Annotated in this window: 14 protein-coding genes and 2 pseudogenes; 8 read left to right on the top strand and 8 right to left on the bottom strand. The window is 56.2% G+C overall.

Features of this window, described 5'->3' with window-relative positions; genetic code table 11:
• The first annotated feature begins 583 nt into the window (after nt 1-583).
• Both XarjCFBP7645_RS21550 and XarjCFBP7645_RS21070 read left to right on the top strand, forming a co-directional pair.
• Entirely contained in the window at nt 584-1,534 is a 951-nt protein-coding gene (locus XarjCFBP7645_RS21550; RefSeq protein ID WP_146096411.1) for a hypothetical protein, read from the top strand.
• On the top strand, nt 1,429-1,827 hold the full coding sequence (locus tag XarjCFBP7645_RS21070) for an HNH endonuclease (protein WP_104539032.1): 399 nt from the start codon (nt 1,429-1,431) through the stop codon (nt 1,825-1,827). Before XarjCFBP7645_RS21550 ends, XarjCFBP7645_RS21070 begins: the two co-directional genes overlap by 106 nt.
• A gap of 171 nt (nt 1,828-1,998) precedes the next feature.
• Here the strand turns inward: XarjCFBP7645_RS21070 and XarjCFBP7645_RS21065 are convergent.
• Nucleotides 1,999-4,583, bottom strand: a pseudogene (locus XarjCFBP7645_RS21065) (XVIPCD domain-containing protein).
• A 35-nt stretch (nt 4,584-4,618) separates the two neighbouring features.
• Nucleotides 4,619-5,260 carry a DUF1629 domain-containing protein gene (locus tag XarjCFBP7645_RS21060; protein WP_104539034.1) on the bottom strand — a complete coding sequence of 214 codons (642 nt, stop codon included), beginning with the start codon at nt 5,258-5,260 and terminating at the stop codon, nt 4,619-4,621.
• Between the two features lie 366 nt (nt 5,261-5,626).
• Here XarjCFBP7645_RS21060 and XarjCFBP7645_RS22060 point away from each other — a divergent pair, with 366 nt between their 5' ends.
• From XarjCFBP7645_RS22060 to XarjCFBP7645_RS21050, 3 genes are read left to right on the top strand one after another with little or no spacing between them, the layout of a single operon-like run.
• Nucleotides 5,627-5,929 carry a hypothetical protein gene (locus XarjCFBP7645_RS22060; RefSeq protein WP_258079599.1) on the top strand — a complete coding sequence of 101 codons (303 nt, stop codon included), beginning with the start codon at nt 5,627-5,629 and terminating at the stop codon, nt 5,927-5,929.
• Between the two features lie 59 nt (nt 5,930-5,988).
• Nucleotides 5,989-6,192, top strand: a complete 204-nt coding sequence (locus tag XarjCFBP7645_RS21545) for a hypothetical protein (protein ID WP_146096410.1) — start codon at nt 5,989-5,991, stop codon at nt 6,190-6,192.
• Nucleotides 6,189-6,509 carry a hypothetical protein gene (locus XarjCFBP7645_RS21050; protein ID WP_104539031.1) on the top strand — a complete coding sequence of 107 codons (321 nt, stop codon included), beginning with the start codon at nt 6,189-6,191 and terminating at the stop codon, nt 6,507-6,509. Before XarjCFBP7645_RS21545 ends, XarjCFBP7645_RS21050 begins: the two co-directional genes overlap by 4 nt.
• A 430-nt stretch (nt 6,510-6,939) precedes the next feature.
• Here the strand turns inward: XarjCFBP7645_RS21050 and XarjCFBP7645_RS22055 are convergent.
• Nucleotides 6,940-7,141, bottom strand: a pseudogene (locus XarjCFBP7645_RS22055) (hypothetical protein).
• Between the two features lie 249 nt (nt 7,142-7,390).
• Here XarjCFBP7645_RS22055 and XarjCFBP7645_RS21540 point away from each other — a divergent pair.
• Complete coding sequence (locus XarjCFBP7645_RS21540) at nt 7,391-8,308, top strand: hypothetical protein (RefSeq protein ID WP_146096409.1); 918 nt, start codon at nt 7,391-7,393, stop codon at nt 8,306-8,308.
• A 131-nt stretch (nt 8,309-8,439) separates the two neighbouring features.
• On the opposite strand, the gene XarjCFBP7645_RS21040 is transcribed toward XarjCFBP7645_RS21540, so the two are convergent.
• The 4 genes from XarjCFBP7645_RS21040 to XarjCFBP7645_RS21025 all read right to left on the bottom strand — a co-directional run bounded on the left by XarjCFBP7645_RS21040 (nt 8,440) and on the right by XarjCFBP7645_RS21025 (nt 12,411).
• Nucleotides 8,440-9,495: a hypothetical protein gene (locus tag XarjCFBP7645_RS21040; protein WP_081711146.1), complete on the bottom strand. Its 1,056-nt coding sequence runs from the start codon at nt 9,493-9,495 to the stop codon at nt 8,440-8,442.
• Between the two features lie 43 nt (nt 9,496-9,538).
• The gene (locus XarjCFBP7645_RS21035; protein WP_104539030.1) at nt 9,539-10,018 is read right to left on the bottom strand and encodes a JAB domain-containing protein; all 480 of its coding nucleotides are present in this window, start codon (nt 10,016-10,018) and stop codon (nt 9,539-9,541) included.
• Between the two features lie 405 nt (nt 10,019-10,423).
• Nucleotides 10,424-10,648, bottom strand: coding sequence for a hypothetical protein (locus XarjCFBP7645_RS21030; RefSeq protein ID WP_095575246.1), 225 nt, complete (start codon nt 10,646-10,648; stop codon nt 10,424-10,426).
• Between the two features lie 167 nt (nt 10,649-10,815).
• The gene (locus XarjCFBP7645_RS21025) at nt 10,816-12,411 is read right to left on the bottom strand and encodes an N-acetylmuramoyl-L-alanine amidase family protein (RefSeq protein ID WP_080995410.1); all 1,596 of its coding nucleotides are present in this window, start codon (nt 12,409-12,411) and stop codon (nt 10,816-10,818) included.
• 1,363 nt (nt 12,412-13,774) lie between these two features.
• Between XarjCFBP7645_RS21025 and XarjCFBP7645_RS21015 the strand changes: the two genes are divergently transcribed.
• Together XarjCFBP7645_RS21015 and XarjCFBP7645_RS21010 are read left to right on the top strand one after the other, a co-directional pair.
• Nucleotides 13,775-15,166, top strand: a complete 1,392-nt coding sequence (locus XarjCFBP7645_RS21015) for a site-specific integrase (protein ID WP_181126444.1) — start codon at nt 13,775-13,777, stop codon at nt 15,164-15,166.
• A 181-nt stretch (nt 15,167-15,347) separates the two neighbouring features.
• Complete coding sequence (locus XarjCFBP7645_RS21010) at nt 15,348-16,187, top strand: site-specific integrase (RefSeq protein WP_258079598.1); 840 nt, start codon at nt 15,348-15,350, stop codon at nt 16,185-16,187.
• A 315-nt stretch (nt 16,188-16,502) separates the two neighbouring features.
• On the opposite strand, the gene XarjCFBP7645_RS21005 is transcribed toward XarjCFBP7645_RS21010, so the two are convergent.
• Nucleotides 16,503-17,174, bottom strand: a complete 672-nt coding sequence (locus XarjCFBP7645_RS21005) for an STN domain-containing protein (RefSeq protein ID WP_146096408.1) — start codon at nt 17,172-17,174, stop codon at nt 16,503-16,505.
• Nucleotides 17,175-17,540 lie beyond the last annotated feature (366 nt).

The following is a 17,540-nucleotide window of genomic DNA, read 5'->3' as shown; positions in this document are numbered from 1 at the left end:
AGCGATCAGCATCGCAGTTGCTGGCTCACACGTTGGCCGATGATTGCTTCGTCGCGACTGGTATTTCAGCAGCCTGCTAGGAGGCGCGGGAATCTTCTTTTGATTCCGGAGCCCTCTATGAGCAAGAAACGCCTCAAAACCCTTCGCACCAACGCCTTTCACGCCCAGACAGGCCGCTGTTTCTACTGCTGCCGTCCGATGTGGCTCTCCTCGCCAGACGAACTGGGCTTGCGCCCGCGCTCTGCGCGGCCGTTCCAATGCTCGGCGGAGCATCTGCTCGCAAAGCAAGATGGAGGAGGTGACACGCCAGAGAACGTCGTTGCTGCGCACGTTGTGTGCAACCAAAGACGGCATAGGATTACGCCGCCACCCTCGCCCGAGGCTTACTTAGCGAGAGTTAGTCGAAAAATTGCAAAGAACAAATGGCATCCGAGCTGGTTGAATCTCAAATCATGCGCCATGGTAGTCCCTGCGCCGACGTCGCTATTATGACCGGGCATCCGCTCAAACCTAGTTCAGAAAAACAAAACATATTTTTGATGTAATCACCAGTCGCTTGGTGTCATTTAGAAAAGGAAATCGCATGCGCATCACTCAAGCTTTCCGCCAATACGGCGTAGAGCTGCTCAATCCGCAGTTCACCTATTCGGCAATCTCAGAAGAGCCAAGGCAGGTGATAGTCAGCCTCTGGGAACATGACTTCTCGCCTGGAAGGTTGAGCTATGAGAGTGGCACGACTTACTGGAAAGGTGCCGGAAAGCACACGTTTCTAAAGCACCTACGACTGTCATTTGAGCAGAACATTCCCATCCGCGTCGTTGTGGCATCGTCCGATGACCCACGAGAGGTCGAGTTGGGAAACGCCACACGTTTGACAAACGATTTCGAACCCGACTTCACGTTGGTTGGGCGGGTTGAGACGCTCGAAGCTGACGGATTTAAGCTAACCTTCGAGCATACCGGCCAGCTACCAATTGGCGAAGACGAACGTCGGCGAAAAGTCTCGGCGAAGTATTGGCATGTTGCTGAGGCCGTGGCGGCGCTCCAAGAGCCCTCTTCTCTTGCTCAAATTCAACATTGGCTGAGCCAAAACTATGGCGAAGAAGACCACTCAGACTTGGGTGCCAATCTGTCTTTTTTGACGGTTAACGATGCCAATAGGCGGCATTTCGATAAATCAAGAAAGAACTGGCACTCTGACTCCGGGCATCCAAGAGACCGGCTGTTCCGCCATGGAAAGCGTCGCAGCGTGACATATCAAGTCTTCAGGCCAGAAATTCATGGGCACTGGGATTTGCAACGGAACGGGGAAGGCGACTGGGAAGCAGTGCAGCTTCCAGAGAGCGAAATCGTCTTGGCCGAGACCGAGGCCTTGGGCCATGCATTTGAACACCTACCGCCTCTCGACTCGGATTATGACGCGCGCGTGTGGGCCCTACAGCAGTGGCCCAACGGCGGGGCCAATCCACTTTCAGGGATCAGCTACTTGAGGCCTACGAGCGACGCTGCGCCATCACTGGAAGCAACGCGATAGCAGTGCTAGAGGCTGCTCACATTTGCCCTTACAGAGGAGATCATACGAACCGGATAGACAACGGACTGCTTTTACGCGCAGACATCCACACGCTTTTTGATCTTGGACTTATTTGGGTCACCACAGAGCACCACATTGCAGTAGCTCCATCTCTGATAGGAACCGACTACGAAGATTTAGACGGGAAGTTTCTGCGTCTCCCTAGTGCTCACTCGTTGCATCCTGATCCGGAGCACCTGGCTAACCATGCCCGGCTGGCTAAGGCAAAGAGCGGACTGCATGTAACTGCCTAAGCTCCTCGGAGTCGCCACACCTTCTGGGCTATTGCAACTTCAAGGGTGTGGCTTTTCCTCTTCCGCGGTGCCCCCTGATACCAGCAGGTGCCTCCCGCAGGTTTTGCCTATTCTCAAACATGTTGAATCTTTAATTCACCATCGGATGGAAACCGCGCGAGCATTCCGTTTTTACATCGTAATTCTGGGCCCCTGTTCCTGCTGGACTGTCTGCTGCTGGGTCTGTTCCAGCGCCTGTTGACGCACCTGATCTTGCTTGATGACCTCAGCCTGCTGGAGGTTCTGCTGGGCCGGTTGCTGGGAGGCCTCGCGCCCATCCACGTGGGCATGGAACTGCGGCGCTTTGTCCAACCCGTGTGGGGCATAGATCGCAACGACGTTCTGAGCGCCATCGTTCCCAAGCCTCCCGTGACCCTGTCCACCCGCTTGAGCAACGGGTCGTCCACCTGCTGCTTGTAAAGCGCAGCTGAGACATTTCTGGTCTCTTCTTCGTTCCAGTTTCCCGTGCCGCGCACCCAGGAGTGGATCTGCTGATAGGTCGAGTGGTCCGGGTGTGCAGGGTTGTCCGCCAGTAGCGGACCAGCGGCCGCCTTCTCCAGCGCCGGTTCGGCCTCTTGCTCCTTGCTGCGCCCTGGCCCGGTCACCGATACCGTCCCCAGCGTAGGCACATGCGCCATAGCAGGGTGGCCGAGTTCGGCCTTGGCCTGGCGCAGCTCCTCAGCGGTCGTCAACGCGACTTGGTGGGCAACGCCATCGGGTCCGGTCTGGTAATGGGCAATGGGACTGTCGTAGCCGTATTGCCCCTGCTCGTTCGGCTTCAGCTGCTGCATCGTCGGGCCGGCAAGGCCTTCGGTCTGCTTGGTGCGCTGGCTAGCCAGCTCCACCGCCTGAAGGTTGTTCTCCTGGGCATTGAGGTCAACGCCCGCAGCCCGGTATCGATGCAGGAGCTCGTTGTGCTCCATCTGCGCCGGCGTGGGCGCTGGCCGCGACTGGATGGCGGCCAAGGTCTCCTGGGCACGCTCCAGCGAGGGCTGGCGCATCTGATTCGTCAGTTCCAGTTCCACCGCCAGGTTGCCAGCGGCCACTCCGTCCTTGCCCGCCCATTGCCCGGCATCGTTTCGCTGGTAGAGCTGGCCGTTATGGCCCTGGACCTGGTCGGGCTTAGCCCGGGCGCTTTCCACTGCCGCCGGCACCACCACCCCGTAATCCTGTGACCGCTGAGCCGCATGATTTTCCAGATAGGCCTGGGCGATGGCCTCGCGACCAGTGGAAATGTTGTTCTCGATCCGAGCCAGGGATTCCTGGTTCAAACGCTGCGCCTGTGCCGGGGTAGCGGCCTGAGGCTCGTAAACACCCTGGTCGCTTGCACCCGCCACACCCGTCTTGACCTGGCGTTCCCAAGACTCGGTAGTCGGATTGCGCTGCCAGTTTTGGTTGTCCAATCCCGTCTGGTCGCTCGGCTTGGCCGGGAGATTGAACGGATCCTGCGGCGGCGGTGCTTTGCCCAGCGCGAACTCGGCCGCCTTGGCGTTTGCCACGGCGCCCAGTTGCTGGGACTTGGCGTAGCTAGCCCCTACCGGAGCCTGACTAGGAGTGTCTCGTCCATCGGCCCCGCGCTCGAAAGCGCCCTGGCGTTCCCAATCCCGGCCATTGAACTGCCACTCCACGCCCGCCTTGTCGGTCTGGTGGTAGATGGCGCGGTTGTCCAGCAGATCGGCGCCTTTGTCGAAGGCCTTGCTCATCAAGACGGCGTCGCCGACCACCAGAGCCGCGGGCACAAAGCCTCCGCTGCTGCCCAGCGCCCCTGCCGTGGACGCACCACCAGCCCAGCCGCCCGCGTTGCGAGCAATGGCGTGCTGCACCTCTGACTGCGCCGCTGTAGTGTTGCCCTGTTCCATCAGCGCAGACGCCGTGAGCGCGGTCATGACCGCATCCGTGCCCGTAGTCAAAAGTCCGCCGGCACGCGTCAGGCCCCGAGCAGAGGCCTCGCCCATCAATAGCTGCATGGCGACATCACCGCGCTGACCGCGCGGCACACGCAGGTTCTGCGCGGCTTCCTCGCCGAGGGTTTGCTCAACCTTGAGAATGCCCTGCTCCGAAAGCACCACACGTCCGTCGTGATGGGCATTGGCAATAGCGAGCGATAGCCCACTTCGTTGAAGCGTTGGATTCCCGCCGCGCGCAATGGCTGTGCTGCTGACCTGGATCTGATCGAGCGCGGTGACAATGCGAGACTCGGAATTCGCCACGCCACCCCAGCCGTGATCCACTCCGGTGAAGCCTTTCAGGGCATCGATTTGTGGAGCATGGGCTTCGTGATAGCCCGGGGTGTCACGGAAAAAGTTCTGGACTTTCGCGCTCGCCTGCGTGGACGTAAGGCCCACGGGCGTGTTGGTGTTCAAGTCGCCATTGATCAAGCCGACCTTGATGGTGTCGCGCAACTGCTCCACACGCTGGGCAACGCGGTCCAATGCCTCAGGGTCGCCACGCAAGGCGGCGCGACCATCCCGAGTCGCCTGGAGGTCGTCCAAGCGCTCAATCACGCCATCTTGGTAGGCACCAAGAGGTCCGCCGCTGTGCGGCGTAATGTCCAACGCCTGCGCGAACTGCGGATCGGACGGCAAGAACAGGCGATTCTCTGGGGCGTGAATGTCGAACCGGCCCGTCTCTTGAAGCTTCGCCAGCAACTCGCTGTTCTTGAGCGTCTGCTGTTCGATGTTGTGATGATCTTGAAAAAGCGTCCGATAGTTCGGCATGACTCAGGCTCCTTCCTGTTGGCTTGCGACTCGCGTCAACGGTTCACTACGTCGTAGAACCAGAGGCCATCCGAGTGGCCGTCAGTGCCAATGCCCGCTGCCTCAACAGCGTCCTTGAACACCCGATCGCAGAAAACACCGCCATGGAAGGGAAGTCTGAAAACGTGGGCCTCTCCAAGCACGTCACGCTTGAAAGCCAAACGACTCCCGCCTGCCAAGCTGTAATACTTTCCGTCCTCATAGTCATCGCTGATCTTGATGTCGAGTTCGGACGCGTCCTCGTCCAAGGCATCCAACGTGCGAACGACATCGCAGAGGAAAACCGTCGGTCCCTTGGAGCCATCGGCCAGGCGATAGTCGGCGTCAGCGAAAACGAAGGCATCTGCGTCCACAGACTCCATCACTTGGCGAAGCCGTTGGGAGACCAACCAATAGCCACTGAAGCCCCCTTCCAGGTCGTGCGGCAACTCCCCTTCGCTGGGGATGTGGACCAAGCGCGGAGTCTCGTGCAGTGGCGGAAACCCACCCTCGTCCGGCTTCAAGATGAGCCGCGGCGGCGACAGCAATGCCTTCTCGTTCTCGAAGACCACGCCGTGGCCTTTTCCGCCTCTGCGGGCATCGGGACGTAACTGGAAGAACTCACCGACTTTGGGTTCGTTGATCGTCTTCGTTTCCATGCGTTCGGTCTCCATGGGTGTCAACCCATTGCTCTGCCCAAGAGTCTACCGCCCTACCCTTCGCCATGGACAGCTGAGCGCGGCCGTTTCCAGCTGTATGGATAGCCATACAATGCAGCAACTTCAGACAAGGATAGGACGCATGCGGAAATACGAAATTGTATCGCAGGAAGACGAATGGGATTGTGCGGCTGCCTGCGTGGCATCGATCTTGGACATCCCATACCAGCGGGCAAAGCGCTTGCTAGAAAAATAGAAGTCGGCCGGGATAAACGATAAGCCAAAAGGCTTCGAGATCGATGAAATCGCCCATGCTCTCTACAAAAAAATGTAAAGGTTGTTGCCGACTGGAATCCTCCCGCGAAGTTGCCCAGCGGCACCATCGTGTGTATCCATAGCCGGGTCAGATACGCCAGCTATCACTACCTGCTCAAGGTTCCAGGCGGCTACATGGACCCTTGTTTCGACTTGAAGAAGGGGATCATGGCGGCACGTTTACGTGCAGAGCTGCCTAAAAATACCAAGCTCATCGTTAAGTTGGCTCCAGCTAAGATAGACGGAATAGACATCTCTCGGAAGCACAAGGGCGTCATCCACTCCATGGCGAGCGTGTTGGAAATCAAATTTTCACCACTACTCTCGACGCAGTTACAATCTCAAATCTCCTGAGACTTCAGTTTGACAATTGTCGGTAAAAGGCGACAATGAATCAAGGTTAGGAGATCACCATGAAAAATGATGAAGAGCGTTTGAAAGCGGACACCCCCGAGAAATTTTTCTTAGGCGGACCACTTGGGCGCGACGTTAATACATTAGACAAGGCTTACTATCAGCTTGTTCTAGAAGAGTCGCGATTGCGCGTTGCGAAAAAGAAAGCTGAGTTGCAATCAGACACGGTAAATCGCGCCCGTCCGCAACAAAAGATGCCATGAATAAAGTCGACTGGTTCACCCAAGACTTGGCCGACGAAGCTGACAAGTGTGGTGAGGACGACGATAAACGACAGCGACTTCTATCAGCGGTAGCGGCTACAACCACATGGATCATGCATAATCAGCTCTTGGGATCTACCGAGCTCGTGAAAAATTTTAACATCCCAGGACTTCGCTACAAGAAAGTTATGTCGGACGGTGAATTTGATTATTTGGCTTTTTATGTAATTGAGTCCACCGGCATTGTGCGCATGTCTAGGCTGGCTTGGCCGGATTCCGATTTCGCTTCAAAAATCAGGATGGCAGAAGGCAAGTGAAGGGCGGTTAGCCTTTATTTATTTGCGCATCCAATTGAATGCCTTACAAGTGCCACATGGTGCAGGCTCCTTCCTTGTCGCGCCCGAGGGCGGTCAGATGTCCGATGCATCGATGAACGAGATGTCATTTTTTGCAAGATCTTCAGGGATTTCGGCGCTTTTAACAGGAAAGCTCTCGGAACGGCTTATCGCTGTCAACGTCGGGCTCAAATAAAAAACTCTCCGGCCTTTGGCTGGTTGGTCATTGCCGATTCCATGCGTTGCGCCATCTCTCGGAAGAGCTTACCTGCTTTGGAGTTTGCTCGGCACGCATCGATCCCGCGCTTCCACAACTATGAGCATCAACGTTTGCCGGCTGCCATCCTGCCTCCAAATCGCCAGCAGCACGGGTGTGCCCCAACGGCCAGAATAGCTAGGCGATGGCCACCGATCAGCCTTGCCCCGATCCACTGCCGTGGCCGACATCAATCTCTTCTACGACGGCAATCTCGCTCACCAGCCAGCCGTATGCATCGCTGAGCGCATCGGCGATGTCTGCTTCGCTCTCGCATTCGACCGTGGCTTCCCCCGGGCAATGCTGGACGCTTGCCGTCGGTCTCCCAGACAATCCCGCGCACGCGAAACGCTTTCATTTCCTGCTCCTTGGAAGTGCATCTGCCTTGGCAGTCTAGCTTCGGCAGGCTGAGCAGGTGAAGGAGGGCTATGCTACCTGCTGGCAGGCTTACGGCGCCGCCGACTTCGCCGTGCTCCGGATTCTCGCTTGTGCTGTGATGAAAGAGCACGATTCAAGAGGACCGGTGCCCTTTAAGGGAAAGCAGAATTCCAACAATCAATCAGCAACCCTACAATGGTAGGAACTGGGACAGCATCTGGAGGATGCAATGCCGACCGATAATGAAACTGAAGAGCATTGGCGTTGCTGGCAATCGTTCTCCCTTCAAGCTTATACGCGTTTTCAGACGGCCCTTGAGCAACACATGGACCGGCATCCCGGCCTTACCTCTTACGATATCGTTCAAAAGGTCAACGATACAAAAGGAACCTTCGCCTGGTTTTGGGGAGCTTCCAGCGAAGTCCAAGAGAGCATCAACTTACTCAATGCTTGGGGAATTCGCATTCATGAGTGGTCAGCTTGGAACGACGTTGTTTCGAACTATCAGGAGGAGGAGCGCAAATGGGAAATTCTTAATCACTTTTTGGAACCGATCGCTTTCTATTGCATGCTTCAGCCCAGCAGCTTCGCAGACCGTCTAGCTTTGACCGCAGAAAATCTTATCCATCAAGCCAACCAATTTGTTTCGCCAGAAGAGCCTGACAGGCTTGTGCAGGACGATCGCCCCGGGAAACCATTGCGAAGATCAGATAGGCGAAAACAGCTGGGCAAGTTGGGAGAGCGCTGGACAAAATTTTCGGATTTCCAGCGAAATCTGCACCTTCTCGATGGGGATGAATACTCCGGTCTGACGAGCAATTTCCGTGACCTGGCTGCACACTCCTTCTCATCTCGCCTACTTCTCGGCCAAGTTTCACGCTCGATTCGCTCAATCGCCCCCTTTCCCGAAATGGCTAGGCAGGATGACGGAACCTACCTTGAAGTCGAGCACCCTACGAAAACGGCAGTGAGTTATGCCATGATTTGCCAAGAGCCACTTTCTCTTGAAGAGACACATGATGCCAACCTAGCTGAATATCAAAGAGCAAAGTTGGCGATGGAAGCCCTAATCGCTCTCACATACGAGTTATGCAATGCAATAGATCAAAAGATAAAAAATTCAAAAGCAATTCCCGACTTCAATTAAATAAAAATTGAAATACCTTACACCGCCCTGCATGACAACATGCTCACTAGATATTAAATCATAGCCGCTCACTGTATGGCCCAACACGTGGCCATCAATGCCCCACCCAAAGCTTGCGCTTTACATAAATCTTAACGACGTCTGACACGCTCTCTCCAAGCACGATCGACTAATTCTGGATTGATGGCTGCCTTCAAAACCCGAAGTGCGTTATCCGAGTAACGAGGATGCTTTTGGGAGCCGAACTCAAAAACCATAACATTCGCTGGATCCTCATCCACACGTAGTAGATCTCGCACCGCCTTGGCCTTGCTGTTAGTCAAACCAAGCTTATCCGCAAGAGCACTAGGGCTTAAGTGATACTTCCTTTGAAGATCCACCTCGCGTATAGCGGCTGCCCCCTCAGGATCGTCACCAGACACATAACGAATTCCAGGAGCATCTGGAGCCTTGGTGATTCGAACACGAATAGTGGGACCCTCACCTGCAACATCGGTTGCCAATGTCATCAGGCGCGGAAATACCTGTTCCACCGGCGTCCCGCCCTTTATTGCCTCTTCGATTCGATCCAAGTCTCGTCTTGACACCGAAACCTCTTCGCTCACGTGTGCTTCCATCGCCAATAAGGCCGTGATTCGCCCTCTCGCCTCATCACGAGCACGGCGGCCCGGGGCTAACAACTCTCTAATTTGAGCGTATTCCCGATTAACCAACATGATGAAATCGGGAATGGGCTGCGTCGAAAGCGGAAGAACTCGCAAAGGAAGGTGATCTGCAAGAGAGTCATCGAAGTGAAGAGAAAGAATTTCATCCAACGTTGTAATAAGTGCTCGCGAATTGATATAAAGCGCGTCCTCAGGAACAACGATCATCCAGTGTTGAGCTTGATCTCTCATAGCATCAATAACCCGAATAGACCCTGCTTGAGCTACGGTTAGCCAACCTTTTGACAGCCCGATTTTCAAAGATCTCTCAAGCCCGATAGATGTCCCCTTTTCTTTGTCAAATACATCCTCGTCTTTTTGAACTAAAAGCGCTTTCGTAAGCATCTCGCTAGCGTGTTGCAGCAGCAGCAAGATTACCTCGGGGCGACCAACATCATCGTGACTATTAAAGGCTTCAAGTCCTCGGCGCAATGAGGCCAAAGACTTGGATTTCAGTGTTCTAGCTTCCCGCTTAAGCTTCATCGCCTTCTCCTTTGAAGTTAAAGGGTAGCAAAGAGGGGGCGGGCTATGCCCACCCCCTTGCGGCCAGGCTGACGTTCTTCTTGCCACCGATGACCAGGTGGTCGAGAACTCGGATGTCGAGAAGCGCCAGCGCCTGCTTCAGGCGTTCGGTGACTTGGCGGTCGGCTTCGCTGGGCTCCGGGTTGCCGCTCGGGTGATTGTGAAACAGGATGACGGCGACGGCGTTGAGGTCCAGGGCACGCTTTGCTACGACTCGCGGGTGGACATCGCACCCGTCGATGGTGCCGGTGAACAAATGCTCAGTGGTCAGGACCTGGTGTTGGGTGTCGAGGAAGAGAACACCGAACACCTCGTGGGGTAGATGGGCGCATCGAGCGACCAGGTAGCTGCCGGCCTGCTCCGGGCTGTGGATCCGGCCTTGGCGCTGAAGCCGTCGTTCGAGGATGTGGGCTGCTGCGAGCAAGATGCCCTCCTCGTCCATCTGGAGTTGATACTGAACTGCTCGGTCCTGGGTGCGCTTCATCGGTTTGTCTCCACCAGCGCGTTGTGCGCCTCGTGGGAACCGGCAGGCGAAGCGTTCGGCTCGACCGCACCCGAGAGTGAGCACCGCGGCAGCGGCGCGCAGCGGAGGGCCGCAACAGAGCGCCAGCGTCGAGAAGGAGGCTCGCCCTTGCGGTCGGGACAGCGAAGCTAAGGTCCCTTTGAGAGGCCCAGCGTTGGTGGAGACAGCACCATGCAGATGCCAACAAGGCAACAAGGCTTGCGGACCAAGCGGCATTCGGATGGACGGGTGACTGATGTCAGCAGGCGATGACTGGGCTTTGCAGCCAGTGATGGCCACTGTGGACCTGTGCATGCTTGCCCTACGCAGCATCGCTGCGCATGCGAAGAACGCAGGCATCGGGATGGGCTGGTCGGCACCAATGACTCAGACGTGTTCGTCCATGTTTTCTAGCCCGTGCCAGGACAAGATTTCCTCGGCCCGACGGCCGACAAACCGCGCGTCCTCGCTCGTCGTTGCCTTGCTCTCGATGGCGGCGGCCATGCTTGAAAATGCTCGCCAGAAGTGGTGGAGGTCAGGACTCGACGCCCTCAATGTCGGCACGGCTGCGTCCAGGTGTTCGAGGTGAAGGCGTGGCTCGGCTCGGTCCATAGGCATCAGTATGGGCAGCGCTGTCGCATTATTTGAGACGCCCAGCTCTCGCGCCCGGCCCATCCGGATTTCTCAACAAGCAAGCCGCGCTGGTTGCAAATGGTAGCCTGAAGCAGAAAGAGCCTTACGGCTCTTTCTGTCCTGCAGTGATATCCAGAACGTGTAACTTACGTGCCCGGAGAGCACGACGTCATGTGCTCAACGGCAGCCGTCACCACACCATCCGCATCTTTGACAGTTGTTTTCCATTTAAAGCTTGCCGCAGGCTTGGTGCTTGGAGCATCGCAGTAATAAGTAGGGGTTACCACGTTATCAACCGCCTTCGTGAAAGAGTTTGTTTTACTACCGCACGTCCAGGTCGACGGACAGCTGACAGGAACAGTCACCACAGTGACCGGAAACCGTGGATGACCCTGAAGTGTGACCGGCACTGGGAACCGAATCCGAAACTTGCCAGAGGCCGTGGGGATGGATGCAATCTTAAAGGGCAAGCAGGTCGTCTCACCTGCCTTAAATGTCCTATAACCCTTCTCAACACCACGCATGGCAGCAGCACGAAAAACCGAATTTCGGAGAGCTGTCGAGTCGTCAGCATTGCTATGAAAGCCAACTTCGATAAGGGCCGTCGGCATTGATGCCTCTCGGACCTCACCGTAGTTAGCACCATCTCTAACGCCTGGCCGAATTGGATATGTTGAGTAAGCGGGAAGCTGTCGAATCTGCTCTGTGACGTAGCAGTGGATATTCAACCCAAGCTGATTTGAATCAGCGTCGTTTATGTTAGCGATGACGGTTGCGCCCCGCGCGGAAACATTGTCACTGGCATCGGTATGTAGCGAAATCAACGTCTCAGCATTGAGATAATTTGCGTATTCCGGCCTAGCCCGAATGTCATCGTCGTATTCGCGAAGGTTAGCCCTGTCCGGCTGTTTCCGCGAAGGAGAGCCATTTGGAAATTTGTTCCAAATGGTAGCACCCAAAGCAGGGTAGAGCCGCTTCAAGTAGTAACGGGCCCCGAGTGCAGCCCACGCCAGGCCGCTGTCGGGGTCCACGTTGGTGTTGCCTATATCGCGCGTGTGCTTGATGCTGGTTGCAGTGCTGGCACTTCGCTCCGTCAACAGGCTTGCAAGCATGGAGGAATAGCCTGGCGTGACAGTATCTTCATAGATATCAGTGGTTCCAACATAGGGCGTCGGGCGTTGATAGCGCCACGTTTCGTCGGAGTGGTTGAGATATTTCCCATGGCCGGGATTCAGAACAACCAAACCCGCTACAGGAGCAGCGGCAGCAGTTGTGCTCGCCCCCGCCCCTTTCTTCTTCGAATGCTCCGGCGGATAGATCTCATTGATCTCCTTCCCGCCGATACGCACCTTGATGTAACGAAACTTAACCACCCCCGCTATCAGCTCATAGCCTTCGTTCTCAATGTCCCTCACCATTGCACCGAAATCTTCAGTGAAGACCGGCGCATCCTTTGGCAGGTAACCAGAATCGAGATCAATCCACACGATACCTGTGACGGGGTCTGGGGTGGCCTTCACCAGCACTTGCTTGGCCTGGGTTGGCAAGCGCTTTTGTTGGTCTACAAATCGTTGCAGCGCCGGCTCGATTTCCTTAGCGACAGCTCGGCTACTCTGAGCAGTGAGCGCAGGAACATCCGAACTCACGCCCGCTTGCGCGTAAGCGCCTGCGCTGAACATACAACTGAGCACAGCGCCCACCACACACGTCACCAACGTCTTTCCATGTCTTGCGCGCATCATGCACCTTCCCTTATTTCCTACCGTTCTGACCTCCGAACGAGAGGCCTTCGTCCCCCCCTGCTCCTTTTTCGATGAGCCTTCGACTACTTACCGCAGGCAAGTGTCCCCGGAATGACAGACCGTGCGCACATTTGTGAGCCCGTCGATGCAACCAGGAATCTATACGTGCCTCGCTCTGTCCTCCATCCCTGTTTTGAGTTTGATGTACAGGCAGTTGACTAAGAATTCTGCCGCAAGCAGCTGACGAACAAGACTGTCTACTCGGCCCAGTGCTGGAGCATAGCTCAGCTCGAGGAGTCTTGGATGGTAACTAGCCGCTGCCCGTGCACGGGATCTCTACTCTAGATACTCTGGTTGCCGGCTTGACGCTGCTCAAGCGTCTCGCGGGGTGAGCGACCATCGGTCCCGCATCCGGCAGCATCAGACTGCTCCTGTGGCATTGCTGAAACCATAGGTCTCACACCCCTTGGACTGTCAGGAAGTTCTGATGCAGGCGTCACCGTCGCCCTACGCAATTGAAACTCAGCTTAGCCAAGGCCGAGCAACTCATTGTCGGCCGGGTCTTCGTAGGCACCCCGATTCCAAGACCGGTAGCGCCAGGGCACAACATCCTCAAGGAACGTGATTCGCGGGCTCGGTAGTGTGCCTAGCGATGCGAAGCTGCTCTTCAGGCGCTCCGCGTGAGCCTGCGGCACGAACAGCCAGGGCCTTACGGACCACCCCGCTGGCACGCCGCTGTCCCTCACCAACGTTAGCTTCAATCCGGCCCAATGCTGGTCCCATGCCCGCAGCCGCCCCAAAAGCGATGGCGCCTTTGCCGCGTAGGTGATTTCACACAGGTGGCGGCCTGCTCTTTGAAGCTCACGCCGACGGCATCGTAATACCAATGGGGACCGCTGGTGTCGGGGTTGGCCCCTTCGTTGAGCTGGATGCAGCACTGACTGTTGATGCAGCGCGCGGTTGGCTCGGAGCTAGTCCAATACCACGCCTTCGAAGTGATCCATGTTAGTTAACTCCTCCTTTCGGCTGCTTTATATACCAAGATAATACTAACATCCGATAATTCCGTTTAGGAACTGTACACCTTAAAAACTAACATATCAACTTATTTAGTTAGCTTATTTGCATTAAACAGTACAATAATGACAAGGCAAACCACTCGAAATTATTTTCCGACGCGCCGCTAAACCCTTGAATTATATAGGACCACCACACTTAAACCAGACATAATAATTTTGGCAGAAATTCAGGCTGGGCCTTTACGGTAGAGTTTGCTTCAAGCAAATCAAAAAACTGCCCTTTTTGATTGACGAATTTCTGGGCTGTTTTATCACTACTTCCATTATTCCAATGGAAGCAAGCCGTGTCATCTACAGTCCAGCAACAGCTCCGCGATTACATCACCTCCCCCTTCGGCCTCCTGCAAATCAAGGGCGTGCACGTCGGCAACATCCGAGCGACCGAAATCAACATCACGGGTCGCGAAGCCGCGATCCACGCACTAGAACTCTTTGACCGCGCGGATGAGCGCTCCCGTAGAGTGCGCCTCAGTAAGAATCGGACGCTCTACCCAGAGCCACTGCCACTCGGATCGCCGGCGCGCTTGCTCTCGGTCGAGATCTCGGATTACCTCGGGCACCGCGAGCGGTGCGGCCTGGCCAAAGAGACCGTCGAAGACACGGCTCGGTCGCTGAAGTTCTTGCGGATTGCCTGTGGTGACGTTCCTGTGTCGCGCATCGACCACGCTCACATCTACAAGCTTTGGGACCTGTTGCGTTGGGCACCACCGCTTCTACTGTCCGACTTCAAGTATCGGGAATACACGTTCGAGCAGGCGGTTGCCCTTGGTAAGGAACTCGGTGTGACGCCGCCCGCTCCCGCCACGCTGGAGAAGCACCGGCGGTTCCTGGTGACCTTCTTCGGCAAGCTGGTGAAAGCCAAGGCGATTCCCATGTCGCCGATGGACGCATTCCCCGAAATCAAGAAGGACCTGGTCGTGGACACGAGCAAGCCCGAGCGCTTGTTCGACGAGGAAGAGCTTCAGCGCATCTTTTCACCCAAGACGTTCCCGGCTTGGGCCAAGAAGTATCCCCACCGGTGGTGGCTCCCCATGATCTCGCTCTACACGGGCGCGCGCATCAACGAGCTCGCTCAGCTGAAGGTCGCCGACATCGTCGAAGAAGCCAAGGTCTGGTGTATCCGCATCCAAAAAACGGTCGACGCCGATCTCAGGCATAAGGACCGAGACAGGAGCCGTCAAAGCCTAAAAGGCAAAGCGGCAGTTCGCACCCTGCCCATCCCCAAACCATTGCTGGATGCTGGTTTCCTGGATTTCATTGAGGACATCAAGGCTACTGGCCATCCCAGACTCTTTCCGCATCTGTCTGCGGGCGTGAACCGGGAGACTGGAGAGACCAATGCGCGATACAGCCAAGGCGCGGTGAACCAGTTCAGCTGCTACATGAAGACCTTGGGCTTCGGAAAGGGCATCGGTGCTCATGCGTTCCGCCACACGCTCGCCACCGAGCTTCACCACAAGAACGTGTCCGACCAGGACATCGCTCTCATCACCGGCCACTCGCTGCGGAAGAACGTGCCCGTCTTGCACGACGCGTATTTCCACAAGAAGCCAAAGCTTGCCCGGGCCACGCAGATCAGAATTCTGGCGAAATACAAGCCGCCGGTCGAGTTGCCCAAGTATGAGCGTGGCCAGTTTTCGGAGTGTTTGGCGGACCCGAGCAAGTTTTACCCCTGACCGTGCCCTGCCCTGATGTCCGGTTTTGCAACCTTGTTGCGGTGCTGTCGCCACCGCTATGTCGCCTGCTTCGCCCCCCGTTGTTGGGCAACTGAAGACGGAGGCCAAACGACTGACGCAGCCGGCTCAAACCTCAACGCCCTTCTCCACCCTCCCTTCCCCACCCTTTCGGAATTCAATCATGAGCATCACCAGCACGCCTACTGCCGAACATCTGTCCTCTCTCCTCAATCAATGCCTACCTGGCAAAGTAACCTTTCGAACACCTCGCAGCACCGCAAGCACAGCATTCGTTATGAATGCCGAATCTCACCGCCAACGCCCGCAGCGTCTTGCTGAGAGCGACCTAGCGACGATTTTCGCATCTCCGGCCTACGATCAATGGGCAGCCAACGAACCGCTGCTTTTTTGGGCCCCCTTGCTCGGACTCTACATGGGTGTCCGGGCATCGGAGGCGGCTGCGCTGTCTATCGACGACATCATCGAGCCCGCCGGGCTGATGTGCATCGTGCTCAAGAATCGAGCTGCGACGGAATCGGAAGGCGCCACTGCCTCCAAACACCGAACTCGACAGAGGCATAGCGCAGGGTCAATTCCGGTGCCGAAAGTGTTGCTTGATGCCGGGTTTCCGGACTACGTCGCAGCCATCAAAAGCAAGGACAGGCGGGAACTCTTTCCCACCAGCCAGAGGGAGCGAACAGCCGACACAGCCGCATGGCTTAGGAGCAAGTTCGCTCGATACTTGCGCTCTCATGGCATCAAAAAAAGCGGATTCTCAGCGCTACGCCAGACCTTCGGAGAGCGCTTGATGGATGCTGACATCAGCGGGGCTGATAAAAGGGAGTTGGCCCGAGCGTCAGAGCGCCACTTCCCGGCTTTTACGTGGTTCTTTTACCCAAGTTGTCGGATGACTAGCCTAAAAAAATCGCTGAATAAGATCTCCTATGGTGGGCTGACCTTGCCACGCTTTATGGGCGACCAGGTGCTTGTGCGCACGCATGGGGCTGCCCGTTACAGGTGACTCTTCCAGCCTCAGAAAAAGCGAAGCAGATCTCAAAAGAGCGGAACCCTAGCTTGTGCTACCCAATTCGTTTTGCACTAATGGTCAACATAGGATTTCTCCCTGCGACCAAAAGGAGTTTGATACATGTCGAAAATCACCCTGATCAACCAGACCAACGAGACCGTTCGCAAGTTCTATCCGTAATTGGACTCAGCGGTCGATACTGGACAGCCATGGACTACAAAGCTCCATAGAGTGCTCACCCGTTGTTACCGATCAACCGTCCTCGTGCACATGGTCGGTTAGTAGCCCATCGATACTCTGGCCACCTCATCACCGAGGCAGACGGAGAACCTCAAAGCCGCCCTTGATCGAACGCATCTGGAGGCCTGTTCCATTGAGCATTGCCTGCAAGGCGGCGGTTGGAGTCATTGTGCCCACCACTGGCTGGGAACGCTTACCGCGCGCGAGATCGGTGCCAGAAATCGGACAGCGGGTCGTCAAGCGCAGCTGGTCGAGGGCGCGGTCGAGCTGATCCCCTGGGATGGCAATTGCGACCGGTTCGTTTTGGCAATCGTAGCGGAAGCTTCGAGCCTGGCCCTTGCTGTCGGATGCCACCAACGCATCATTTCCGTAACTGCGGGCGACGCCGCGACGATCGAGTTCAACATCGATTGCACCCAAGGTGCGATTGTAGGAGGCAAATTCTCCTGCACTCACGAAACCCTGTTGGCGAGAAAGGCGGTCCATGCTCGCCTGGGTCTGCTCCACCTGGCGCTGAAGCGTGGTCGCACGAACGCTCGTGATTGCGCCGCCACGCAGAGCCTCCTCGATCCGCTCTCCCGTGGCCCCGATGCGAGTGCGGAGGTCTGCGGTCGCCCGATCGTTCAATGCTCGCTGAGATTGTGTTCCATCCTGCTGTGCTGCGGCAGCAACGGTAGACGTGGTTACAACTGCCAGGCCGAATGTGACGGAGAGTAGGGCTCGCGAGAAAGACATAGGCATTTATGCGCTCCTTATGGGCGTAGATGGTCTAAACCGTATGACGCATATACGCAAAAGAAACTGAATAGATGCTGCGTGACCATTATGGAAGATGGCCAGGGTGGAAATCGCCTTCGCGCCGGAGACACAAAGTGATTATTTCGTTTTATGGTCACAGTGAAATAGGCACTCAACCACCTACTCAACCGCTATGTCAGCACCCGCGAAGCCAACCTGGGCGCGAGCGACCCTTGCATAGGAGAGCCGCGTATACGAGGTCGTTTCATGAGCGCTGGTCCAAGCTTGCCTAGCAGGCTGCTGAAATACCGCCCACCTCGATAGACTATTCGGTACGACCCAACGGATGCCCCTTCATGCGCGGAACCG

The sequence above is a fragment of the Xanthomonas arboricola genome (assembly GCF_002940665.1).
Classification (GTDB): Bacteria; Pseudomonadota; Gammaproteobacteria; order Xanthomonadales; family Xanthomonadaceae; genus Xanthomonas; species Xanthomonas arboricola_B.
This window is presented reverse-complemented; position numbering and strand designations above follow the sequence as displayed.

Bases quoted from the DNA above. Each gene is read 5' to 3' on its own strand.
- XarjCFBP7645_RS21040 (WP_081711146.1), bottom strand. From the start codon at position 9,495: ATGAAGCTTAAGCGGGAAGCTAGAACACTGAAATCCAAGTCTTTGGCC.
- XarjCFBP7645_RS21030 (WP_095575246.1), bottom strand. From the start codon at position 10,648: ATGGACCGAGCCGAGCCACGCCTTCACCTCGAACACCTGGACGCAGCC.
- XarjCFBP7645_RS21060 (WP_104539034.1), bottom strand. From the start codon at position 5,260: ATGGAAACGAAGACGATCAACGAACCCAAAGTCGGTGAGTTCTTCCAG.
- XarjCFBP7645_RS21550 (WP_146096411.1), top strand. From the start codon at position 584: ATGCGCATCACTCAAGCTTTCCGCCAATACGGCGTAGAGCTGCTCAAT.
- XarjCFBP7645_RS21540 (WP_146096409.1), top strand. From the start codon at position 7,391: ATGCCGACCGATAATGAAACTGAAGAGCATTGGCGTTGCTGGCAATCG.
- XarjCFBP7645_RS21010 (WP_258079598.1), top strand. From the start codon at position 15,348: ATGAGCATCACCAGCACGCCTACTGCCGAACATCTGTCCTCTCTCCTC.
- XarjCFBP7645_RS21545 (WP_146096410.1), top strand. From the start codon at position 5,989: ATGAAAAATGATGAAGAGCGTTTGAAAGCGGACACCCCCGAGAAATTT.
- XarjCFBP7645_RS21050 (WP_104539031.1), top strand. From the start codon at position 6,189: ATGAATAAAGTCGACTGGTTCACCCAAGACTTGGCCGACGAAGCTGAC.
- XarjCFBP7645_RS21025 (WP_080995410.1), bottom strand. From the start codon at position 12,411: ATGATGCGCGCAAGACATGGAAAGACGTTGGTGACGTGTGTGGTGGGC.
- XarjCFBP7645_RS21005 (WP_146096408.1), bottom strand. From the start codon at position 17,174: ATGCCTATGTCTTTCTCGCGAGCCCTACTCTCCGTCACATTCGGCCTG.
- XarjCFBP7645_RS21035 (WP_104539030.1), bottom strand. From the start codon at position 10,018: ATGAAGCGCACCCAGGACCGAGCAGTTCAGTATCAACTCCAGATGGAC.